We start from the raw sequence: 19,515 nt of genomic DNA on the forward strand, positions 1-19,515 counted from the left end.
CTGGGCGGGATCGGCGATGCGGGGTGAGGCTCAGGCCGCGCTCAGGGCGCAGCCTTCGATGGTGATGCGGTGCATGTAACGGCGGTACCCGTGATAGTCGTTGATCGCCTTGTGCCAGGTCGACCGGTTGTCCCACATGGTCAGATCGCCCTCGCGCCAGCGCACGCGGCACTGGAACTCGGGCTGTTGGCAATGCTGGTAGACACCGTTCAGGATCGCGTCGGATTCGGTGGGGGACATCCCGTCGATGCGGGTGGTGAACTGCGGATTCACAAACAAGCACGGGCGCCCGGACAGCGGATGCCGGATCACCATCGGGTGTTTCACATCCGGCTCGGGCATGGCGTTTTCGTTCAGCCGCCCCTCTTCGCGCGCCTTCTTGGCCGCCGGGCTGTTGACGAAGACATGATAAGTGCCGTGCCAGGCCTCCAGCCCCTCCAGCATTTTCTTAAACCGGTCCGACAGGGCGTCATAGGCGGCAGCCATCGAGCTGAAGGCAGTGTCGCCGCCCACCGGCGGCATCTCCTTGGCGTTCAGGATCGAACCAAGCGCGGGTTCCCGGTCATAGGAATGATCGGTATGCCAGACCTCGCCGATCGCGCCTGTCTGATCCTTTTCCTTCAGAACAATTGCGATGTTCGGATGGGTGTCCAGCGGGGTGAAGAACCGGTTGATGTTGATCTTGCCGATCGCCTCGGCAAAGGCGATGTGCTCCTCAGGTTCGAGATGCTGATCGCGGATCGACAGGACCGAGTATTTGGCAAATGCGTCCTTGATCCGGGCGACATGTTCGGGGTTGCGCACATCCGCGCTGTAGATGTCGGCGCCCAGCGCGGTGGTCATGGGTACGATTTCCATTGCCTTCTCCTTGCTTGTCTGTGGTGCCCGGTCCTCGGGCGTTTGAGGTGTCATTCGGATGGTTGCGTCATCAGCACGCCGCGCCGACCGACCTGCCTGTTCTCGGGGTCGATCAAGGCGCCGGGGTTGAGGATGCCCGCAGGGTCGAAGCGGCTTTTCATCGCGGCAATCGCGGCGCGCATCAGGGCCGGGCTTTGGGCCTCATAGCCACTACGGTGATCACGGCCCACCGCGTGGTGATGGGTGACCGTGCCACCATGCGTGGTGACGGCAGTATTCGCGGCCTGTTTGATACGGCGCCAGGCCTCCAAGGCTCCGGTCATGTCGCCGGGCGCGCCGCCATCGCAGTAGAAGGTGAAATAGGGCGCCGGGCCATCGGGGTATACATGGGTAAAGCGGCAACTCAGCCGCCCGGGTTTGCCTGTCGCCCGTTTGATCGCCCTGCCGACATCGGCCATGACATTGCGATAGAAACCCTCGAACCGGTCCCACGTGATCGCGGATTCGAACGTGTCGACAATGACCCCCAGCCGGGTCAGACGGTCGCGGTAATAGGGCATGCGGATAAAGGACTCGCGCCAGGCGCCCGCCGCGCCCTTGCGGTGTTCGTCGCCGCCCCTGAGCGAGGCCGCCACCGTCTCGGCATCCCAGCGCCCGCCATGATCGGCCATCAGCTCCACGGCCCGCTCCATCCACGGGTCCAGCGCATGATCCGCGCTCTCAAACCCCAGGACCAGCGTCGCGCTCTTGCCGTCGCCGATGCCATAGGCCGCAACCTCGGCCTCGTCGAGCAAGCGGCAGTTCGTCGGATAGAGCCCTGATTGAGACAGCGCGCGCACGGCCTTGGCGGCGCTGAAGAAACTGTCGAACCGCACCGAAGCCGAGGCGCGGAACCGCGGGCGGTCCTGCAAGCGCATCCAGGCCTCGGTGATGAGCCCCAGGTTCCCTTCGGACCCCAATACCATACGGTCGCCGGATATCCCGGCCCCCGAGCCGGGCAGGCGCCGGGTCTCCATGATGCCCGCTGGTGTGACCATCCGGGTCGCCTCGACCAGATCATCGATATGGGTCATCAGCGTGGCATAATGCCCGCCCGCACGGGTGGCGATCCATCCGCCCAAGGTCGAGAATTCAAAGCTTTGCGGAAAGAACCGCAGCGTCAGACCATGTGGGCGCAGCTGCTCTTCCAGTGCCGGACCATAGGTACCGGCCTGAATGCGCGCGGCGCGGCTCAGGCTGTCGACCTCGAGGACGCGGTCGAAATTCTGCATGTCCACGCAAACCGTGCCGCGATAGGCTGGCCCGACATCGGGCTCGACCCCGCCGCAAACGCTCGACCCGCCGCCATAGGGGATGACCGCGATGTCATTCGCGCTGGCCCAGTCGAGAAGCGCCGCGATCTGGTCTTCGGTCCTTGGGAATGCGACCAGATCGACCGGTTCCGGCACATGGCGCATCACCATGCGGATATTGTCGGCAGTGCTTTTGCCATAGGAATGCGACAGCCGGTCATGGGCGCCGTCGGACATGATTTCGGCAAGGCTTGCCGGAGGTGTCACGCGCGGCGCCCGCAGCTTGAAATCCGCGAGCTTGGGTTCCGGCGCGATGGCGGCAGGGTCGCGTCCGAATGCGCGCGCTATACCGTCGATCAGCGCGGTCTCGGGTTGGGTCAGGACAAAACCCGCCCGACCCCAGCCCCAGAACGAGCGCTCCTTGTTCGCAGGGATTTTGGGCATCGCGCTTTCTCCTATGGCGAGACGAAATAGAGTGAAAGCTGGGGCGCAAAGGTGACCAGCATCAACACCGCGAACATGATCGCGATGAACGGCAGCACAGCATGGCAGATGTCCCAGAACCGCTCGCGAAAGGCGGTCATCGCCACCAGCACGTTCAGCCCGACAGGTGGCGTCAGCAGCCCGATTTCCAGGTTGATCACCATGATGATCCCGAAATGCACCGGGTTGATGCCAAAGCTTTGCGCGGCGGCAAACAGGATCGGCCCAAGCAGCAGGATGGCCGAGACCACGTCAATCAGGCAGCCGATCACGATAAGCGCGGCATTGACCGCCAGAAGAAAGGCGATCTTCGAGCTGACTGCCCCCTGAAGCCACTGGGCGAAATCCTGCGGGATGCCCTCGATCGCAAGGATGGTCTTGATCGACAGCGCCACCGCCACGATAGGAAACAGCGTTCCCAGCATCTGGGCAGTTTGCAGGCCGACCGCAAAGAAATCCCTCGGCCCAAGCTCGCGATGAATGAACAGTTCGACCAGCATCGCATAGCCGACCGAAACGGCGGCCGCCTCGGTGGGCGAAAAATAGCCCGAGTAGATGCCCCCCAACAGGATCACCGGCAGCATCAACGACCAGATGCCGTTGCGAAACGCCGCCATGAGGCGGGAGATGGAAAACGGGGTCCGGGGAACGTGGCGGTTGCTGAGCAGACTGTAAATGCCCAGTGCCACGGTCAGCAGGATGCCGGGGATGATCCCGGCCAGGAACAGATCGACAATCGAGGTTTCCGTGATGATCCCATAGATAATCAGCGGGATCGAGGGCGGGATGATGATCCCCAGCGTCCCCGCCGAGGTCACGGACCCAAGCGCGAATTTACGGGTATAGCCCGCCTCCTTGAGGGCCGGATACATCACCGCCCCCACCGCCAGCAGCGTCGCGGGCGACGACCCCGAGATGGCAGAGAACAGCGCGCAGCTGAGGATCGTGGCAAAGCCCAATCCGCCGGGCATCCACTCGGTTGCGGCGCGCACGATCTCGATCAGCCGTTCGGCGATCGAGCCACGCGACATCAGGGCGCCCGCGATGATGAACATCGGGATGGCCAGCAGGACGGAATTGTCCATCGCCGTCCAGATATCCTCGATCAGGTAGACGACCAGCCCGTCGCCCCAGACCAGATGTACATAGGCGGTGGCGGCAAGCAGGATGAGAATGACGCTCTGCCGCAGGATCAGAAGCGCGGCGAACAGGGCAAACAGGCCAAGCACCTCCATATGTCAGCCCTCGCCGGTATGTTCGGGCTTGGTACCCGGAACGAGAAAGAAGATCAGATGCCGTAAAGCGGCGGTGCCGAACGCATAGGGAAACACCAGCTGGATCGGCCAGAGCGGGATATGGATCACTTCGGCTTTGTCCTTGAACTGAATGGATTCACTGACAAATTCGATTGCATACCAGCACAGGCCGCCGAACAGGATCGCCGAGATCAGGTCGCCCAGCCGGTCGACCCAGGGATAGGGCAGCACGCGGTCGGCGAAATTGGCGCGCAGGTGGGCATTGTTGCCCACCGCGATGGTCAGGCCCAGAATACCGGCGACGATGGCACCGAACACGGCCATTTTCTGAGCCCCCCAGATTGCCTGGGACAGGAACTCGCGGGCAAAGACATCCGCCAGGAGCAACCCGCAGGTCACCGCATAAGCGGTGACCGCGACCATGCCTTCGACCCGCAAGAGCATTGTAAGATAGCGCTGCATCGTGTCAGCCCCGGTTCAGGCCGGGTCAGGACCCACAGGCGGCCTTGGCCTGCGCGATCCGGTCGGCGACGGCCTGGGCATCGCCGCCTGCCTCTTCGATGATCGCCGCCAATACGCCGTCCGCCGCGGCCTTCCACACGGCGCCTTCCGCGGCGCTCAGATGCTTGACCGGCACGCCCGCGCCTTCGAGTTGCCCAAGGAGCGCAGGCTCAGCCCCGAGGATCCCTTGCGTCAGCTGCGGCCCGGCGGCGGTGAACACACCCAGCCATTGCTTTTCCTGGTCAGAGAGCTTGGCCCAGGTCCGCCCCGATACAGCGACGGTGCCGATCAGGCGAGCGTGATTGGTGACGGTGACATGCGGGGCGACCTTGTGGGTCCCGATCCCGATCCCGAACAGCGTCGGGAACCAGGCCGCGTCAACGGTGCCGGTCTGCAAGGCCGGGATCGCGTCCGACGTACCCATCGGAACCCCCTGAACGCCCCAGGCCTTGGCCAGCGCCGCGTCGGCGATCGAGGGAGCGATGCGCATCTTTTTGCCGGCCAGGTCCGCCGGGCTGGAAACAGGCTCCTTGGAGAACAGGACATAGTGGCCGACTTCCATCCAGGTCAGCGGCACCACGCCGGCGCCCTCCATGATGCCGCCCAGCGTATCCGAAAGATGCTCATAGGTGACACAGGTCCCCTGTTCGGGGCTGTCGAACAGATAGGCCGCCGAAGGGATCGCCATTTCCTGGCTCAGCAGGGTCAGCGGCACGTTGGACACAAAGGCGATATCCAACCGCCCCTTGGCGGTTTGGCGCAGCACCGTCTGTTCGTCACCAGCCTGCGCATCCAGCAGCAGCTCGATCTTCAACGCGCCGCCCGAAACCTCTTCGATCTTGGCGGCGACCCCGGTCGCCCATTTGCCCCAGGGCGAGCCGGATGGCGCCACCGAGCCGAGCTTGAGAACCGTTTCCGCAACGGCTGGTGCACTGATGGCCGCCAGACCGCACGCAAGGGCAAGGCCCTTGAGCATGGACTTTTTCATTACTCTCTCCCTGATTGAACGTTGTCGTTCATGTTCCAGCTCTCCCCTCCTCCGGGAATCGCCGTCTGGCATGAAGCAAACAAAATTTCTGGACTTTTGTCCAATAAATTCGCTTAATCTTTTTCGAGGAGATGGATCGGACTGGGATTCGCCCTGCGAAGGGTAAGAATAGCAGGGCAATAGGCACGGTCCGATGGAGAGAACCAGGGAGTTGGAAATGAGCTATGATTTTGTGATCGTGGGCGGCGGGTCCGCCGGGGCGACGATCGCGTCGCGCCTGAGCGAGGACCCGAATGTCAAAGTCTGCCTGCTCGAGGCGGGCGGTGGCGGCCGCGATATCCTGATCCGCGCCCCCATGGGCGTGGTGGCGATGCTGCCCGGCTATGGCAAGATCAACAACTGGGCCTTCAAGACGGTACCGCAGCCCGGGCTGAACGGGCGCCAGGGCTATCAGCCGCGCGGCAAGGCGCTGGGCGGGTCGAGCGCGATCAACGCGATGCTCTATGTGCGCGGCCAGAAAGAGGATTACGACAGCTGGGCGGAACTGGGCAACGATGGCTGGGATTGGGACAGCGTCCTGCCCTATTTCAAGAAGGCTGAAAACAACGTGCGCGGCGCCGACGCGGCGCATGGTGACAGCGGGCCGCTCCAGGTCTCGGACCAGAAGGCTCCACGCCCGATCTCCGAGGCATTCATCGAGGCCAGCACCCAGATGCAGATCCGCCGGACCGAGGATTTCAACCGGGGCGACAACAGCGGCGCGGGCTATTGGCAGGCGACCATCCACCACAGCCCCGACAAGAATGGCGAGCGCTGCTCGGCCGCGGCGGCCTATTTGTTCCCGGTGATGGACAAGCGCCCGAACCTGACCGTGATCACCAAGGCGCGCACCACCCGTATCCTGTTCGAGGGCAAGCGCGCCATCGGGGTCGAATACCGGGTCGGCAAGGCGACGCATCGCGCCATGGCCGGCAAGGAAGTGATCCTCTGCGCCGGTGCCTTCCAGTCGCCGCAGATCCTGCAATTGTCAGGCGTGGGCCGGGCACAGGACATCACCCCGCATGGCATCGGCATGGTGCACGAGTTGCCGGGTGTCGGCCAGAACCTGCAAGATCACCTCGATTTCATTCTCGGCTACACCACCAAGGATACCGACAATATCGGCATCGGCCTGCGCGCGACCGGAAAGCTGTTCGGCGAAATCCTGAAATGGCGCAAGCACGGCAATTCGATGGTGGCCTCGACCATCACCGAAGCGGGAAGCTTCTTCAAGACCGACCCAAGCCTCGACCGGCCCGACGTGCAGACCCATTTCGTGATCTCGATCGTCGACGATCACGCGCGCAAACTGCATCTGGGCCATGGCTATTCCTGCCATGTCTGCGTGTTGCGCCCCCATTCGCGCGGTGAGGTGTTCCTGCAATCGGGCGACCCGATGGCCGATCCCGGTATCGACCCGAAATTCCTCAGCGACGAGCGCGACCTGCAAACCCTGATCAAGGGCGCCAAGATGACCCGCGCCGTGCTGGAGGCGCCCGCGATGGCGAAATACAAGCACAAGGAACTGTTCGGGGTGCATGACACCACCACCGATGCCGAATGGGAGCAGCATATCCGCAACCGGGCAGATACGGTCTATCACCCGGTCGGCACCTGCAAGATGGGCATCGACGACATGGCGGTTGTCGACCCACGGCTCAAGGTGCGGGGGCTGGACGGGCTGCGCGTGGCCGATGCCTCGATCATGCCGCTCCTGGTGTCGGGCAACACCAATGCGCCCTCGATCATGATCGGCGAGAAATGCGCCGACATGATCAAAGCCGAATACAGCGCCGCGGCTCGGGCCGCCGAGTGAACAGAGTTTTTGGCCTCGCTTGCGGCGAGGCCCGACCAACAACACAGGGAGATCACCCATGCTGGGTTCGATGATGCGAAAAGAGCTGCTGATCAGTGATCTGATCGTGCATGCCGGGAAATACCATGCCGATACCGAAATCGTCAGCCGCGAGACCACCGGTGCCTTGCACACCACCAACTGGGGCGATGTGGCGGCCCGGTCGCGCAAGCTCGCCTCGGCCCTTGGCACATTGGGCCTGTCGCAGGGCGACCGGGTGGCGACACTGGCCTGGAACAACCACCGTCACCTGAAGATCTGGTTCGCCGTGTCCGGCAGCGGCATGGTCTGCCACACGCTGAACCCGCGCCTTGCACCACAGCAGTTCATCTTTATCTGCAACGATGCCGGCGACAAGGCGATGTTCTTTGACAAGACCTTCATGCCGCTGATCACCGGAACGCGTGACCACCTGAAGACGATCGAGCATTTCATCTTCATGGGGCCGCGCGATGCAGAGGTTCTGGCGGCGATCCCGGACGTGATCTTCTATGACGAGCTGATCGAACAGGGCGCTGACGACTACGAATGGCCCCAGATCAGCGAGGATAGCCCCTGCTCGCTCTGCTATACCTCGGGCACCACGGGCAATCCCAAGGGGGTGCTCTACAACAACCGCTCGACCATGATCCACACCTTCGCGATCTCGCTGCCCGACGGGTTGAGCCTGTCGAGCGAGGAGACCATCCTGCCGGTGGTGCCGATGTTCCACGCCAATGCCTGGGGCATTCCCTATGCCGCCGCGATGACCGGCGCCAAGCTGGTGATGCCGGGACCGATGCTGGACGGTGACAGCCTGCTGGGGCTGATCGACGACCAGAAGGTGACGCTGGCCCTGGGCGTGCCGACGATCTGGATGATGCTGCTGGCGGCGGCGAAGAAATCAGGCTCCAGGATGGAGACCCTGCGCCGCAACGTGATCGGCGGATCAGCGGCCGCACCGTCGATGATTGCCACCTTCCGCAACGATTATGACTGCGACACGATCCATGCCTGGGGGATGACCGAGACCTCGCCGCTGGGCACGGCCAACCGGCCCAAGGGCAAGCATGCCGATCTGGATGCCGATGCGATGGCGCTGTTGCGTCTGGGTCAGGGCCGCCCGCCCTTTGGCATCGACCTGCGCATCGTCGATGACAAGGGCGCTCCCCTGCCCCATGACGGCAAGGCCGAAGGCGCCCTTCAGGTGCGCGGCCATTGGGTGGTCGATACCTATTTCGGCAAGGACGCACCGGCAACCACCGGTGACGGCTGGTTCGATACCGGCGATGTCTCGACCATCGACGCCGACGGGTTCATGGTGATCCGCGACCGGACCAAGGACATCATCAAATCGGGCGGCGAGTGGATTTCCTCGGTCGACCTCGAAGGGATCGCGGTGGCGCATCCCGGCGTCGCCATGGCCGCCGCCATCGGCGCGATCCATCCGAAATGGGACGAGCGCCCGATCATCATCGCGGTCAAGGCCGAAGGCGCCGAGCCGAGCGAAGAAGAGATCCTCGCGCTTTACAAGGGCAAGGTCGCCAGCTGGCAGGTGCCCGACGCGGTGGTGTTCACCGATGCGATCCCGCTCAATGCCACCGGTAAGATGCTCAAGAACCAGCTGCGCGACCAGTTCGCCAATACCCTGATCGAGAGAGGTATCCAGGATGCTTGACGCCGCACAACTGACACTCGACGACCAGGACGCCCTGTTCGATCACTATGACCGTGCTCTGGCAGAGCTGGACGCGAACAAGGACAGATGGGCGCAATTGCCCGTCCCCGACCGGATCCGGCTGTTGTCGGGCATGAAGGACGGGATCATGAAGGTCGCCAAGGGCTGGGCCGACGAGGCCGCCCGCCGCAAGGGTCTGAAACCCGGCACGGCGGTGGCGGGCGAGGAATGGATCGCGGGGCCCTATGCCTGCATGGCAGGCTGCAACGCCTTGATGGCAACGCTGTCGCAGATGCAGGGCAAGGCCTTTGTCGATCACCTGCCCACCCGCGAACTGGTCACCGGGCAACTGGCGGTCAAGGTGCTGCCGCATTCGATCTGGGACAGGTTGCTCCTGTCCGGCGTTTCGGCCGAGGTCTGGATGCAACAGGGCGTGACAGCCGGCAACCTCAAGGAGCACGCCGCCATCGCCTATGACACGCCCGAAAGGGAACGGCGTGGCAAGGTCGCGCTGGTGCTGGGCGCGGGCAACGTGAACGCGATCACGCCGCTGGACGTGCTGCAAAAGCTGATCCTGGAAAACCAGGTGGTGATCCTGAAGATGAACCCGGTCAACGATTACCTGACCGACTATTACAAGATCGCCATGAAACCCTTTGTCGACGAGGGATATCTGCGCATCGTCAAGGGGGATGCCAAGGGGGGCGCCTATCTGTGCGATCATCCCATCATCGAAGAACTGCATATCACCGGCGCCGAAAGCACCCATGACGCCATCGTCTGGGGCGTGGGCGAGGAAGGTGCAAAGAACCGCAAGGCGGGCACGCCCAGAAACACCAAGCGGTTCACCTCCGAACTGGGTTCGGTCAGCCCCACCATCGTGGTACCCGGCCCCTGGTCCGCCGCCGATATCCGGTTCCAGGCGGAAAACATCGCGACGATGAAGCTGCACAACTCTGGCCACAACTGCATCGCCTGTCAGGCGCTGGTGATGCCGCGCGGCTGGGACAAGGGCGCGCAGCTGATCCAAGAGGTCAAGCGCGTCGCGGCGGGGTCCACCCGCCCGGCTTGGTATCCCGGCGCCCAGCAACGGCTGGACAGTTTCGCCGAACATGCCGGCAAGGCCGACAAGGTCGACCGCGGCCCGCTTGCCCCGGCGCTTATCGTGGGCGAACTGGGCGCGGACCATTTCAACGCCTCGTGCGAGGTCTTTGCCCCCGCTTTGAGCGTCAAGGAACTGGAGGCCCCCGATCCGGCCAGCTATCTCGAAGCGGCCATCGACTATGCCAATGACGAGCTTTGGGGCACGCTGGGCTGCCAGATCCTGATCCACCCGAAAACCATCCGCCAGATCGGCCGGAAACGGTTCGAGGAAATCATCGCCAAGCTGCGCTATGGCACCATCGGCATCAACGGCTGGTGCGGGCTGGGTTTCCTGATCACCGCCTGTCCTTGGGGTGCATTTCCGGGTCATACGTTGGAGAATGTCGGATCGGGCATCGGGACGGTGCACAACTCCTTCATGCTGGAGAAGACCGAACGCACAGTGGTACGTGCACCCTGGCGCCCGTTCCCGCGCGGGCTGCTGTCGGGGCAGTTCTCGCTGCTGCCGCGCCCGCCCTTCTTCATCACCAACCGCCGCCAGCACAAGATCGGCGCCGCGCTGACCGGATTCCAGTACAAGCCCAACTGGCTGAAACTGCCCGGTATCTTCTACCACGCGCTGTTGGGCTGAAAGGAGACAGAGGGCGGAAAAAGTTGCATTCCGCCCGAATCAAAGCCATGTGAGTGCCATGAACGAGATGCCAGCCAAACTGAAAGCCCGCGCCGCGCGCAAGAACGCCAAGCGGGACGAGAAAAAACGCCAGATCGCCACCAGCGCGATCGAGGCGCTCAAAGAGCTTGGCTATGCCAATACCTCGCTGCGTGACATCGCCGAGAAAAGCGACCTGTCGCTTGGCATGCTGCATTACTATTTCGAGGACCGCACCGACCTGATCATCTACTGCGTGCAGCTCTACAAGCAGGAGTTCGTGCGCAATATCACCGACGCGTTGAAAAAGGCGCAGGGACGCGAGCGGGTGATCGACGCCTTTTCCGAGGCTCTGGTAACCTCGATCGTGGACGACAACATGACCCACCGGCTGTGGTATGATATCCGCACCCAGGCCATGTTCGACGCCACCTTTCGCCCGGTCGTGGCCGAGATCGAAGGGATGCTGATCGGCATCGTGCGGGCCGCTTTCGAGAAGGCGGGCCATGACGCCCCCGAGAATGTCGAAATCTCATATGCGCTGCTCGACGGCGCCTTTCGGTTTCTGATGCAGAACCAGATCGGCAAGGACCAGGGCAGTCGCGAAGAGTTGACGGCCACGTTCCGGGCCTTGCTGACCCGGTTCCTCTAAGCCGCCGGTCATTCGCATGGAGACAGAACCTCCGGGGTCCACCCGCAAGGTGATCCAGACAGGCAATAAGTAAGAGAAAGGCGGATCAGGCCGCCTGAATGCGTGAAGCGCGGACGTTCTCGACCCAATCGACCAGCGCATCCGCTTCCGGGTTCAGCTTTACGGCGGCACCCTCGGTAAAGGCCAAAAACCGCTCTTCGTTCAGGCCGTTCACCCCCAGCAGCACCGGGATATCCCGCGCCAGCGCCTCGGCGATCAAGGGGCGAAAGCCGCGCCCGTCGGCCTCGTGTTTGCCGAACTTGTTGACGATCAGCAGCTCGGGGTCCTCGGCCAGAGCCGCCGAGACCAGACCCACCGCGCGCTCCAGCTCTCCGGGATCCAGCCGGCAGCCGCGCGACCCGGCGCCCAGCGTCTGCGAGATGCGGATGACCTCGGTTCCCGGCATCACCCGCAGATCCATGTCGCAGCGGGCGTTATCGGCGCACTCCGTGTTGGTCTGCACCACCCCGGCCAGGCGCACGCCCTTGGCATCCAGCCGCGCGGCCACCTCGCTCAGCAGCCGGTCGGTGGCGCCGCGCGCTGTGGTGGTGACATAGGCCAGATGCATCGTGAGCGTCCTTTTCTCTCGGTTGGTGATGATCTAGCACGCCGATCCGGGTTCGACCAGTCAGGGCAGCGGCGAGACCCCGATCACAGGTGCATGGGCCAGCAGGAGGGCCAGATAAAGCAGCACGGCAGACAGCACGATGCGCGGCGCCAGCAGTGCAGGCAGTCCCCTTGGCGACAGCCGGGCAGTGCTTGCCGCCAGCCGCGTCCAGTCGGCGCCCAATTCGCGCCGCTTGCGCCGGTCGATCAGGGCCATGCCCATCACGGCAAACCCGGCAAAGAGGCCAAACAGGATCACATGCGCCAGCGATCCATTGGCCAGCAGATGCGCCCCCGACCACATTGCCAGCGCCAGCAGCAGCGGATGGCGCGACAGGGCCAGAATACCGGGCCGGGCCGGATCGAACGCCCCCCGCCCCAGCCCGCCAAAGGACAGCGGATTGACCGCACGCAGCCCCGCCACCGCCATCAGGCAGACCGGCAACATGACCAGCACCGGAACCCAGCGCAGCGCGGGCAAGGGCGGGATCACCTCGACATAGGGCGCGCGGGCGGCGGCCAGGATCAGCCAGCCCAGCACCGCGATGGAGAACAGGGAATAGGCGATGCCAAAGCCGCGCGCGCCCAGCCGCGCCACCAGCCAGGGCCGCACCGGCGGGCGCACCGGGATCACATGGCTGAGAAGGAACACCGCCAGCGCCACCGCAAATTCCGCCCATCCGCCCATCGCTGTCCCTCGACCGTTTCGCCGCCCCGGTCTAGGGCGGCAGAAAAGGCCCGGCCTTAACCGAAGTCAAGCCGCGCCCGCATGGGTTCACAGGCCCAGCGCCTTGCGCCGCTCTTCGGCAAAGCCCTGCACCAGCCGGTCGGCGATCAGCGCCAGAATGGCCATCGCCGCACCTGCCGAGATGCCCAGACCCACATCCGCCTGTCCCAGCGCCAGATAGATCGACTGGCCCAGACCGGTGGTCCCGATCAGCGCCGCGATGACCAGCATCGAAAAGGCATAGAGGATGGTCTGGTTCAACCCCAGGAGGATGGTCGGCGCCGCATAGGGCGCGCGCACATCGCGCAGGATCTGCCAGTCGGTGGCGCCGCTGGAAATCGCGGCCTCCATCATCTCGTCCGGCGTGTCCACCAATCCGTGACGGGTGTAGCGGATCATCGGCACGATCGCATAGGCGCAGATCGCCAGAAAGGCCGAGAATTCGCCGATCTGAAACACCATCAGCACCGGGATGAGGAAGACGAACAGCGGGATGGTCTGCAACGTGTCGCAGATCGGGCGCACCACGCGCCAGACCGGCGACCAGACCGCGCTGGCCACACCGATCGCGCCACCCAGCACCGCGCAGGCAAAGACCGAAGCGCCGCAGAGATAAAGCGACAACAGCGCCCGGCCCCACAGGCCCGACACCAGAATGGTGCCCAGCAGGATCACCACCATCAGCGCCAGCCGCCGACCACCCGCCACGTATCCCAACGCCGCCGCCCCGGTCAGCACAAAGGGCCAGGGCAGATTGGTGATGCCGGTCTCGATCATGCCGAGGCCGATCAGGGCCATCAGCCCGGCAGTCGGCCGCCCGGCCCAGGCCATGCCCAGCGCCAGCACCGCGCCCAGCGCAAACAGCGCGCCACTCATCAGCGGGGTCCAGGAAAAGCCCCAGGTAAAGGGCAGAACCGCCTGATCCAGCCCGATCCTGAGCGGCAACAACACATAGTAGAGCGTGTTGTTCTTCAGCGCATCCAGCGCCGCGCCATTGGCCTGGGTGAACCGGGTCAGCCCCTGATCCAGCGAGACCGCCACCGGGTCGAGCAGGGTCAGGTCCGAGGCCGCCGGCAGCCGGGTCCAGAACACCAGCGTAAAGGCCAGGGCCAACCCCAGCAGCCCCCAGACCACGCGAATGTCATGGCGTTTGCGCTCGGTCGCCAGCACCGCGCTCATCCGGTCGATGATGACCGCAAAGGCCACGATCACCATCCCCGCCAGCAAGGCCGCACCGAACTGCGCCTTGCGCATGGTCAACAGCACTTCCCAACCAATATCGTTGAACCCGCCGATGACGGCGGCGATGATCACCATGCTCAGCGCCGCCATCAGGCACTGGTTGAACCCCACCATGATCTGGCGCGAGGCCGAGGGGATCTCGACCTGGAACAATTGCTGCATACGGGTGCCGCCGGACATGATCGCGGCTTCCTTGACCTCGGCCTCGACCCGCTCCAGCCCCAGCATCACGTTGCGCGCCATCGGCGGCGCGGCATAGATCGCCGAGGCGATCAGCCCCACCACCGGGCCAAAACCGAACAGCGCCAGCAAGGGCGTCAGATAGGCAAATGTCGGCACTGTCTGCATGATATCCAGCACCGCCTGCACCGCGGCCCGGATGCGCGGCACCTCGTTGGCGAGAATGCCGATCGCCCCGCCCACCACCAGCGCCAGCGGCACCGAAACCGCCACCAGGGCCAGCGTGTTCATTCCCTCGTGCCAATAGCCCGAGGCCAGCACGAAGCCCAGACCGCCAAGCCCCAGCGCCGCCATCGCCGCACCGCCCAGATACCAGCCCAACGCGGTGACGATACCGATCACCAGCGGCCAGGGGGTCGCGTTCAAAACCCAGTTGGCGGCATCCATCGGATAGACCATCACCGCCGAGAACAGGCGGGCCACGGGTTTGAACCAGGCCAGGAACGCGGTCATCACCGTCCCGACCCAATCGGTGGCGGGCAGCACCCAGGCCTTGGGCCAGGCGCCCAGCCAGGGCGCCACCGGCTCCAGTACCAGGCAGAGCGCGCCGACCAGCGCCGTGATCAGCGCGGCCTTTGTTCCCACCGTCAGCCGTGCCGCGCGCGGGACCGGGATCTCGACGGCGCTCATGTGTCGTCCACCTGCAATGCAGCCGCCAGATCCGAGGGTTGCACCGTGCCCACGATGGCACCGCTGGCATCGCGCACCGGCACCGGTTGGTACAGCTGCATGCAGCGCGCCAGCGCGGTGTCCAGCGTCATGCCCGTGGTCAGGCCCGGATCGTCCGGTCCCTGCTCCTCGGCGCCGGTCCGCATGACCGAGGCCACCTTGGCATGGCGGCCCTTGGCCACATCCTTAGAAAACTCGCGCACATAATCGTCGACCGGGTTCAGCACGATCTCGGTCGGCGTACCGATCTGCACGATCTTGCCATCCCGCATGATCGCGATGCGGTCGGCCAGTTTCAGCGCCTCGGCGATGTCATGGGTGATGAAGACGATGGATTTCTTCAGCGTCGCCTGAATGCGCAGGAATTCATCCTGCAACTGGCGCCGGATCAGCGGGTCCAGCGCCGAGAACGGCTCGTCCAGGAACCAGATATCGGGGTTCACCGCCAGGCTGCGGGCGATGCCGACGCGCTGGCGCTGGCCACCGGACAGCTGGCGCGGGAAACTGTCCTCGCGCCCGTCGAGCCCGACCAGCGAGATCACCTCTTGCGCCCGGGCGCGGCGTTCCTTGCGCCCTACCCCCTGCACCTTGAGCGGATAGGCCACGTTTTCAGCGACCGTCATGTGGGGGAACAGGCCGAAATGCTGGAACACCATGCCCAGCTTGCGGCGGCGCAAATCGGTCAGTTTTTGCTTGCTGGCGCCGACGACATTGTCGCCCTCGATCCGGATCTCGCCGCCGGTGCCCGGCAGCAGTTGCGAGATACAGCGGATCAGGGTGGACTTGCCCGACCCGGACAGGCCCATGATCACGAACAGCTCGCCCTCGCGGACCTCGAAACTGGCGTCCTGCACGGCGGGGATCAGACCCTTGCCGCGCAGCTCTGCCGCCGCGGCCTCGGCATCGCCGCCCGACCGGGCCAATGCCTCGGCCAGGGCGTCGTTTGCACCGGGCCCAAACACCTGCCAGAGATTCTGGCAGGTGATGGCCGGCGTTGTCGCCTCAGTCACGTCTGCGGCTCACTTGGTGGCAGCGTCGACGACCGGGCGCCAGCTGCCCTCGTTCTCGGTCATCCAGGCGGCAACCACCTCTTCGACCTTGCCGCCATCGACGTCGATCGCGCCCATCATCGGCTGCTGCGCCTCGACGCTCAGCTGATAGTTCGACAGGATCTCGTGCGCGGCGGGCCATTTCTCGGCAAAGCCCGACCACGACGCCTTGAAGATGCGGCTGGGCGAGAAATCGCAATCGTTGACCGCATTGGGGTTCGGCCCCCACGAGGCATCGCTGAAGCAGGCCTCTTCGCCCGGCGGCAGGTCGATGAATTTCACATCGTAGGCCGACATCGCCCAATGCGGCTGCCAGAAGGTGATGAGCAGCGGCGACTTGCGCTCGGTCGAGGCGCGCAGTTCCGCGATCAGCGCCCCTTCGGAGCCTGCGGGCACCGCCTTGATCGGCAGGTCAAGACCGGTCATGCGGTCAGCGCCCGGTGTGCCCCAATCGGCGGGATAGTCGACAAGGCGGCCCATCGGCAGGGTCTCGGCGGTGGCGAAGACCTGCGCGCACTCCTTCAGCGCCTCCCAGGCCGGCAGGCCCGGGCACAGATCGGCCACATGCGCGGGATAGGCGATGCCCTCGCGCGCGTTCAGGCCCAGATCGCCGATCTCGGTCACCGTGCCCTCGGCAACCTTCTTGGCGTATTCGTCCGACACGTTCGACGACCAGATTTCCAGCGTGGCGTGGATATCGCCATCGGCCAGCGCCTGGAACTGGTTCATCATGCCGGCAGTCACATATTCCACCTTGTAGCCCGCGGCCTTGAGCATCTCGCCGGCCACATGCGTGGTCACGTGCTGCCCGGTCCATTCGTTGATCGCCAGCTTGATCGGCTCGTCCGAGGCGCCCATTTCAGCGGCGTTCACGCCCCCTGCAAGCGCGGCCAGCGCAAGTCCAAGTCCTACCCGTTTCATCTCAGTTCTCCCTGTTGATCCGATTGGGTGCACTATCCGCCGATTCCGGGGAACTGTCACCAGTCCCTCGCATGGCGGTTTATTGATTGGTCAGTCAATAATCATCACACCTCCCCGTCTTGTCGAGCATTTTTTTGCGACGCCGGGTTTGACCCTGTCTGGACTTGGCGTCGGATGATCTCTGCGCCTATGCTCGCCCCCAGACAGAACCACAGGAGACGCCGCTGATGTTGACCCCGGAAACCGCCCAGGCGCTGCTGAGCGAACATTTCGCCGATTGGGTTCAGGCGCTCGACCCCGAGGTGCTGGAGGCAGGGCGCGAACACGTGCTGGTGCGAATGCCGCTGGGGCCGCATCTGGCGCGGGCGGGCGGCATTGTCTCGGGTCAGGCGCTGGCAGCACTGGCCGATACCAGCATGGCGCTGGCCGCCATCGCACAACAGGACGAGCTGCGCCTGTTTGCCACCACCGACCTGCACACCCAGTTCCTGCGCCCCGGTGTCGGGCGCGCGATCCTGTGCCGGGCTCAGGTGGTGCGCGCTGGCAAGGCGCTGGTCTTTGCCCGCGCCGATATGCACGAAGAAGAGAGTGGCAAGCAGGTGGCCACCGCGACAGCCACCTTTTACGCGCCCTGACGTGCACGCCTTGCCCAGCCTTGGGCAGAGTGGCAACATCCCCCAGATCAGGGAGGTGAGACATGCACCATTTCGACGAGATCCATGCGCTTGCCGCCGCCCGCCATGGCGGCACGGCGGCGCTCGAGGCCAAGCTGACCCGTCCCTCATCCGCGGCCGAGCTCGCCGCGCTGCCCGAGGATCGGTGGCTGTCGGTAATCACCAAATGCGTGTTTCAGGCCGGCTTCAACTGGAAGGTGATAGAGGCGAAATGGGACGGGTTCGAGGTCGCCTTTGACGGGTTCGACATCGGCCGTTGCGCCCTGATGGATGACAAGAATTTCGACGCCCTGTTGCAGGACGCCCGCATCGTGCGCAACGGCACCAAGATCGCCACTGTACGCGACAACGCGGCCTTTCTTCTGGAATTGCGGGACGAAGGCGGCGCCGGTCAGGTGCTGGGTGGCTGGCCGTCAACCGACTATGTGGGCCTTCTCGACCTGCTTAAACGTCGCGGCAGCCGGTTGGGCGGCACCACCGCGCAATATGCCATGCGCTTTGCCGGGCGCGACAGTTTCATCCTGTCGCGCGATGTGATTGCCCGGTTGATCGCCGAAGGGGTTGTGGACAAGGCGCCCACCTCGAAAAAGGCGATGACGCAGGTCCAGGAGGCCTTCAACACCTGGATGGACCAATCCGGCCGTTCGCTGACCGAAATCAGCCGCGTGCTGGCGATGAGCCTTTGAGGCCACCGCGCGACATTTCCCTTGCCCGACCTGCGGGCGCTTGGCTAGCGTCCGGAGCGAGGCTGCTAGGGCTCTGCCAGGGTCCTCTCACCAACGCGCGGGGCGGGACCGTGCGATGGTACAGACATCTGTCCCGAACCGCACGAGGCCCGCGCGCATGATCCTCCGCCTGTTCTGTATGCTGCTGCTGGTGGCCGCCTGCGGCCGCCCACTGACCGAGGCCGAGCGCGCCTTTGCCACCCGCTTGCACGGCGACGCGCTCGATATCTCGCGGGTGCGCCTGGTCGAGGGCGCGCCGGTGGGCGCGGTGACCTTTCACCGCAAGCCGCGTCCGCGCGTGACCTGCCGCGAACGGATCCTGCCGCCGCAGAAAGAAGAGATCGTCACGGTCAAACCCGCTGCCGTAACCCTGTTCCACAAGGTCTATTTCGCGCGCGACTGGTATCTGGATGACTACATGCCGGACTATCCCGACCGGGTGAACCTGATTGCCGCGATGCTGCTGGCACATGAGCTGACCCATGTCTGGCAATGGCAGAACCGGCACGCCACCGGGTATCATCCGCTCCGGGCGGCGGCCGAACACGGGGCCAGCGACGATCCCTATCTGTTCGACCTGCGCGCGGCACCCGATTTCCTGAGCTACGGCTACGAGCAGCAGGGCGCCATCGTCGAGGAATATGTCTGTTGCCGGGCGCTGGCCCCCGAGGCGCCGCGCACGCGTCGGCTGCATGACATGCTGGCGGCGGTGATGCCGGTGAGTGCCCTGCCACAGTCGGGTCGAGAAAGCGACGTGCTGCTGCCCTGGCGCGATGCGGAGCTGAATGGGATCTGCGACTGACCTTGCAACGCAGCGCCAGAGAAGAAAATTCGTCGAATTTTCTTCGCCTCCGCCCCGGTCGCGCGGATTACCCCGCCTCGGACACCTGGATACTTTCCAGATAGGCCAGCAACGCCGCCAGTGGCCGCGGCGTCGGCGTCATGACCCCGTCGATCTCGACCGGAACCAACTCTCCTTCGAGGAGGGCGCCAAAGGCTGGCATGATCTCTGCCGACACCTTGCCGCGTCCATAGCCGTCGATCTTGGTTAGGATCTCGGCCCGGGGAAAGTCTCCATCCCGCCGTTCCGCGATCCGGGTCAGGTCCGGCGCCTCGCCACCGCCAGACAATTCCGCCCCCTGCCCGCGGTAATCGTGACAGGCCACGCAATTTGCGGCAAAGACCTTTTCGCCTTCCGCGGGACCGGGCATGGCGTCGATCCGGGCACAGGCCGCAATCACAGCCAATATCAGAGCGGTTGCGGGTATAGCGCGCATGGCCGGTCTCCC

The 19,515-nt window shown here is 64.5% G+C and carries 18 protein-coding genes; 7 read left to right on the forward strand and 11 right to left on the reverse strand.

Annotated features, from left to right (window positions below):
- Nucleotides 1–30: 30 nt before the first annotated feature.
- From AC2FNY_RS08700 to AC2FNY_RS08720, 5 genes are read right to left on the reverse strand one after another with little or no spacing between them, the layout of a single operon-like run.
- Nucleotides 31–858: a TauD/TfdA dioxygenase family protein gene (locus AC2FNY_RS08700; RefSeq protein ID WP_496802199.1), complete on the reverse strand. Its 828-nt coding sequence runs from the start codon at nucleotides 856–858 to the stop codon at nucleotides 31–33.
- Between the two features lie 50 nt (nucleotides 859–908).
- Complete coding sequence (locus AC2FNY_RS08705; RefSeq protein WP_496802200.1) at nucleotides 909–2,594, reverse strand: FAD-binding oxidoreductase; 1,686 nt, start codon at nucleotides 2,592–2,594, stop codon at nucleotides 909–911.
- An 11-nt stretch (nucleotides 2,595–2,605) separates the two neighbouring features.
- A complete protein-coding gene (locus AC2FNY_RS08710) occupies nucleotides 2,606–3,868 on the reverse strand; it encodes a TRAP transporter large permease (protein WP_234167063.1) in 1,263 nt (420 codons plus the stop codon).
- 3 nt (nucleotides 3,869–3,871) lie between these two features.
- Entirely contained in the window at nucleotides 3,872–4,351 is a 480-nt protein-coding gene (locus tag AC2FNY_RS08715) for a TRAP transporter small permease (protein ID WP_234137626.1), read from the reverse strand.
- 25 nt (nucleotides 4,352–4,376) lie between these two features.
- Nucleotides 4,377–5,378 carry a TRAP transporter substrate-binding protein gene (locus AC2FNY_RS08720; protein WP_496802201.1) on the reverse strand — a complete coding sequence of 334 codons (1,002 nt, stop codon included), beginning with the start codon at nucleotides 5,376–5,378 and terminating at the stop codon, nucleotides 4,377–4,379.
- Between the two features lie 217 nt (nucleotides 5,379–5,595).
- On the opposite strand from AC2FNY_RS08720, the gene AC2FNY_RS08725 reads away from it, so the two are divergent.
- The 4 genes from AC2FNY_RS08725 to AC2FNY_RS08740 are packed head-to-tail and all read left to right on the forward strand — an operon-like array spanning nucleotide 5,596 to nucleotide 11,334.
- A complete protein-coding gene (locus AC2FNY_RS08725) occupies nucleotides 5,596–7,233 on the forward strand; it encodes a GMC family oxidoreductase (RefSeq protein ID WP_496802202.1) in 1,638 nt (545 codons plus the stop codon).
- 58 nt (nucleotides 7,234–7,291) lie between these two features.
- Nucleotides 7,292–8,929: a long-chain-fatty-acid--CoA ligase gene (locus AC2FNY_RS08730; protein WP_496802203.1), complete on the forward strand. Its 1,638-nt coding sequence runs from the start codon at nucleotides 7,292–7,294 to the stop codon at nucleotides 8,927–8,929.
- Nucleotides 8,922–10,664, forward strand: a complete 1,743-nt coding sequence (locus tag AC2FNY_RS08735; RefSeq protein ID WP_496802204.1) for an aldehyde dehydrogenase family protein — start codon at nucleotides 8,922–8,924, stop codon at nucleotides 10,662–10,664. The genes AC2FNY_RS08730 and AC2FNY_RS08735 overlap by 8 nt, the downstream gene beginning before the upstream one ends.
- A 58-nt stretch (nucleotides 10,665–10,722) precedes the next feature.
- Nucleotides 10,723–11,334 carry a TetR/AcrR family transcriptional regulator gene (locus AC2FNY_RS08740; protein ID WP_496802205.1) on the forward strand — a complete coding sequence of 204 codons (612 nt, stop codon included), beginning with the start codon at nucleotides 10,723–10,725 and terminating at the stop codon, nucleotides 11,332–11,334.
- An 85-nt stretch (nucleotides 11,335–11,419) separates the two neighbouring features.
- Here AC2FNY_RS08740 and AC2FNY_RS08745 read toward each other — a convergent pair whose 3' ends face one another.
- The 5 genes from AC2FNY_RS08745 to AC2FNY_RS08765 form a co-directional block, all read right to left on the reverse strand.
- Entirely contained in the window at nucleotides 11,420–11,941 is a 522-nt protein-coding gene (locus AC2FNY_RS08745) for a DUF2478 domain-containing protein (protein WP_234137620.1), read from the reverse strand.
- Nucleotides 11,942–12,001: 60 nt separating this feature from the next.
- Nucleotides 12,002–12,667: an NnrU family protein gene (locus AC2FNY_RS08750; RefSeq protein ID WP_496802206.1), complete on the reverse strand. Its 666-nt coding sequence runs from the start codon at nucleotides 12,665–12,667 to the stop codon at nucleotides 12,002–12,004.
- A gap of 87 nt (nucleotides 12,668–12,754) precedes the next feature.
- The gene (locus tag AC2FNY_RS08755; RefSeq protein WP_496802207.1) at nucleotides 12,755–14,818 is read right to left on the reverse strand and encodes an ABC transporter permease; all 2,064 of its coding nucleotides are present in this window, start codon (nucleotides 14,816–14,818) and stop codon (nucleotides 12,755–12,757) included.
- Complete coding sequence (locus tag AC2FNY_RS08760; protein ID WP_234137617.1) at nucleotides 14,815–15,867, reverse strand: quaternary amine ABC transporter ATP-binding protein; 1,053 nt, start codon at nucleotides 15,865–15,867, stop codon at nucleotides 14,815–14,817. The genes AC2FNY_RS08755 and AC2FNY_RS08760 overlap by 4 nt, the downstream gene beginning before the upstream one ends.
- A gap of 9 nt (nucleotides 15,868–15,876) precedes the next feature.
- Complete coding sequence (locus AC2FNY_RS08765) at nucleotides 15,877–16,827, reverse strand: ABC transporter substrate-binding protein (RefSeq protein WP_234167071.1); 951 nt, start codon at nucleotides 16,825–16,827, stop codon at nucleotides 15,877–15,879.
- A 227-nt stretch (nucleotides 16,828–17,054) separates the two neighbouring features.
- Between AC2FNY_RS08765 and AC2FNY_RS08770 the strand changes: the two genes are divergently transcribed.
- From AC2FNY_RS08770 to AC2FNY_RS08780, 3 genes are all read left to right on the forward strand, one after another.
- A complete protein-coding gene (locus AC2FNY_RS08770; protein ID WP_496802208.1) occupies nucleotides 17,055–17,462 on the forward strand; it encodes a PaaI family thioesterase in 408 nt (135 codons plus the stop codon).
- 62 nt (nucleotides 17,463–17,524) lie between these two features.
- A complete protein-coding gene (locus AC2FNY_RS08775; RefSeq protein WP_496802209.1) occupies nucleotides 17,525–18,187 on the forward strand; it encodes a DNA-3-methyladenine glycosylase I in 663 nt (220 codons plus the stop codon).
- Between the two features lie 157 nt (nucleotides 18,188–18,344).
- Nucleotides 18,345–19,028, forward strand: a complete 684-nt coding sequence (locus AC2FNY_RS08780) for a hypothetical protein (RefSeq protein ID WP_496802210.1) — start codon at nucleotides 18,345–18,347, stop codon at nucleotides 19,026–19,028.
- Between the two features lie 67 nt (nucleotides 19,029–19,095).
- Here AC2FNY_RS08780 and AC2FNY_RS08785 read toward each other — a convergent pair whose 3' ends face one another.
- A complete protein-coding gene (locus AC2FNY_RS08785) occupies nucleotides 19,096–19,503 on the reverse strand; it encodes a c-type cytochrome (protein WP_234137612.1) in 408 nt (135 codons plus the stop codon).
- Between the last annotated feature and the right edge of the window lie 12 nt (nucleotides 19,504–19,515).

The sequence above is a fragment of the Ruegeria sp. BHSC223 genome (assembly GCF_059613025.1).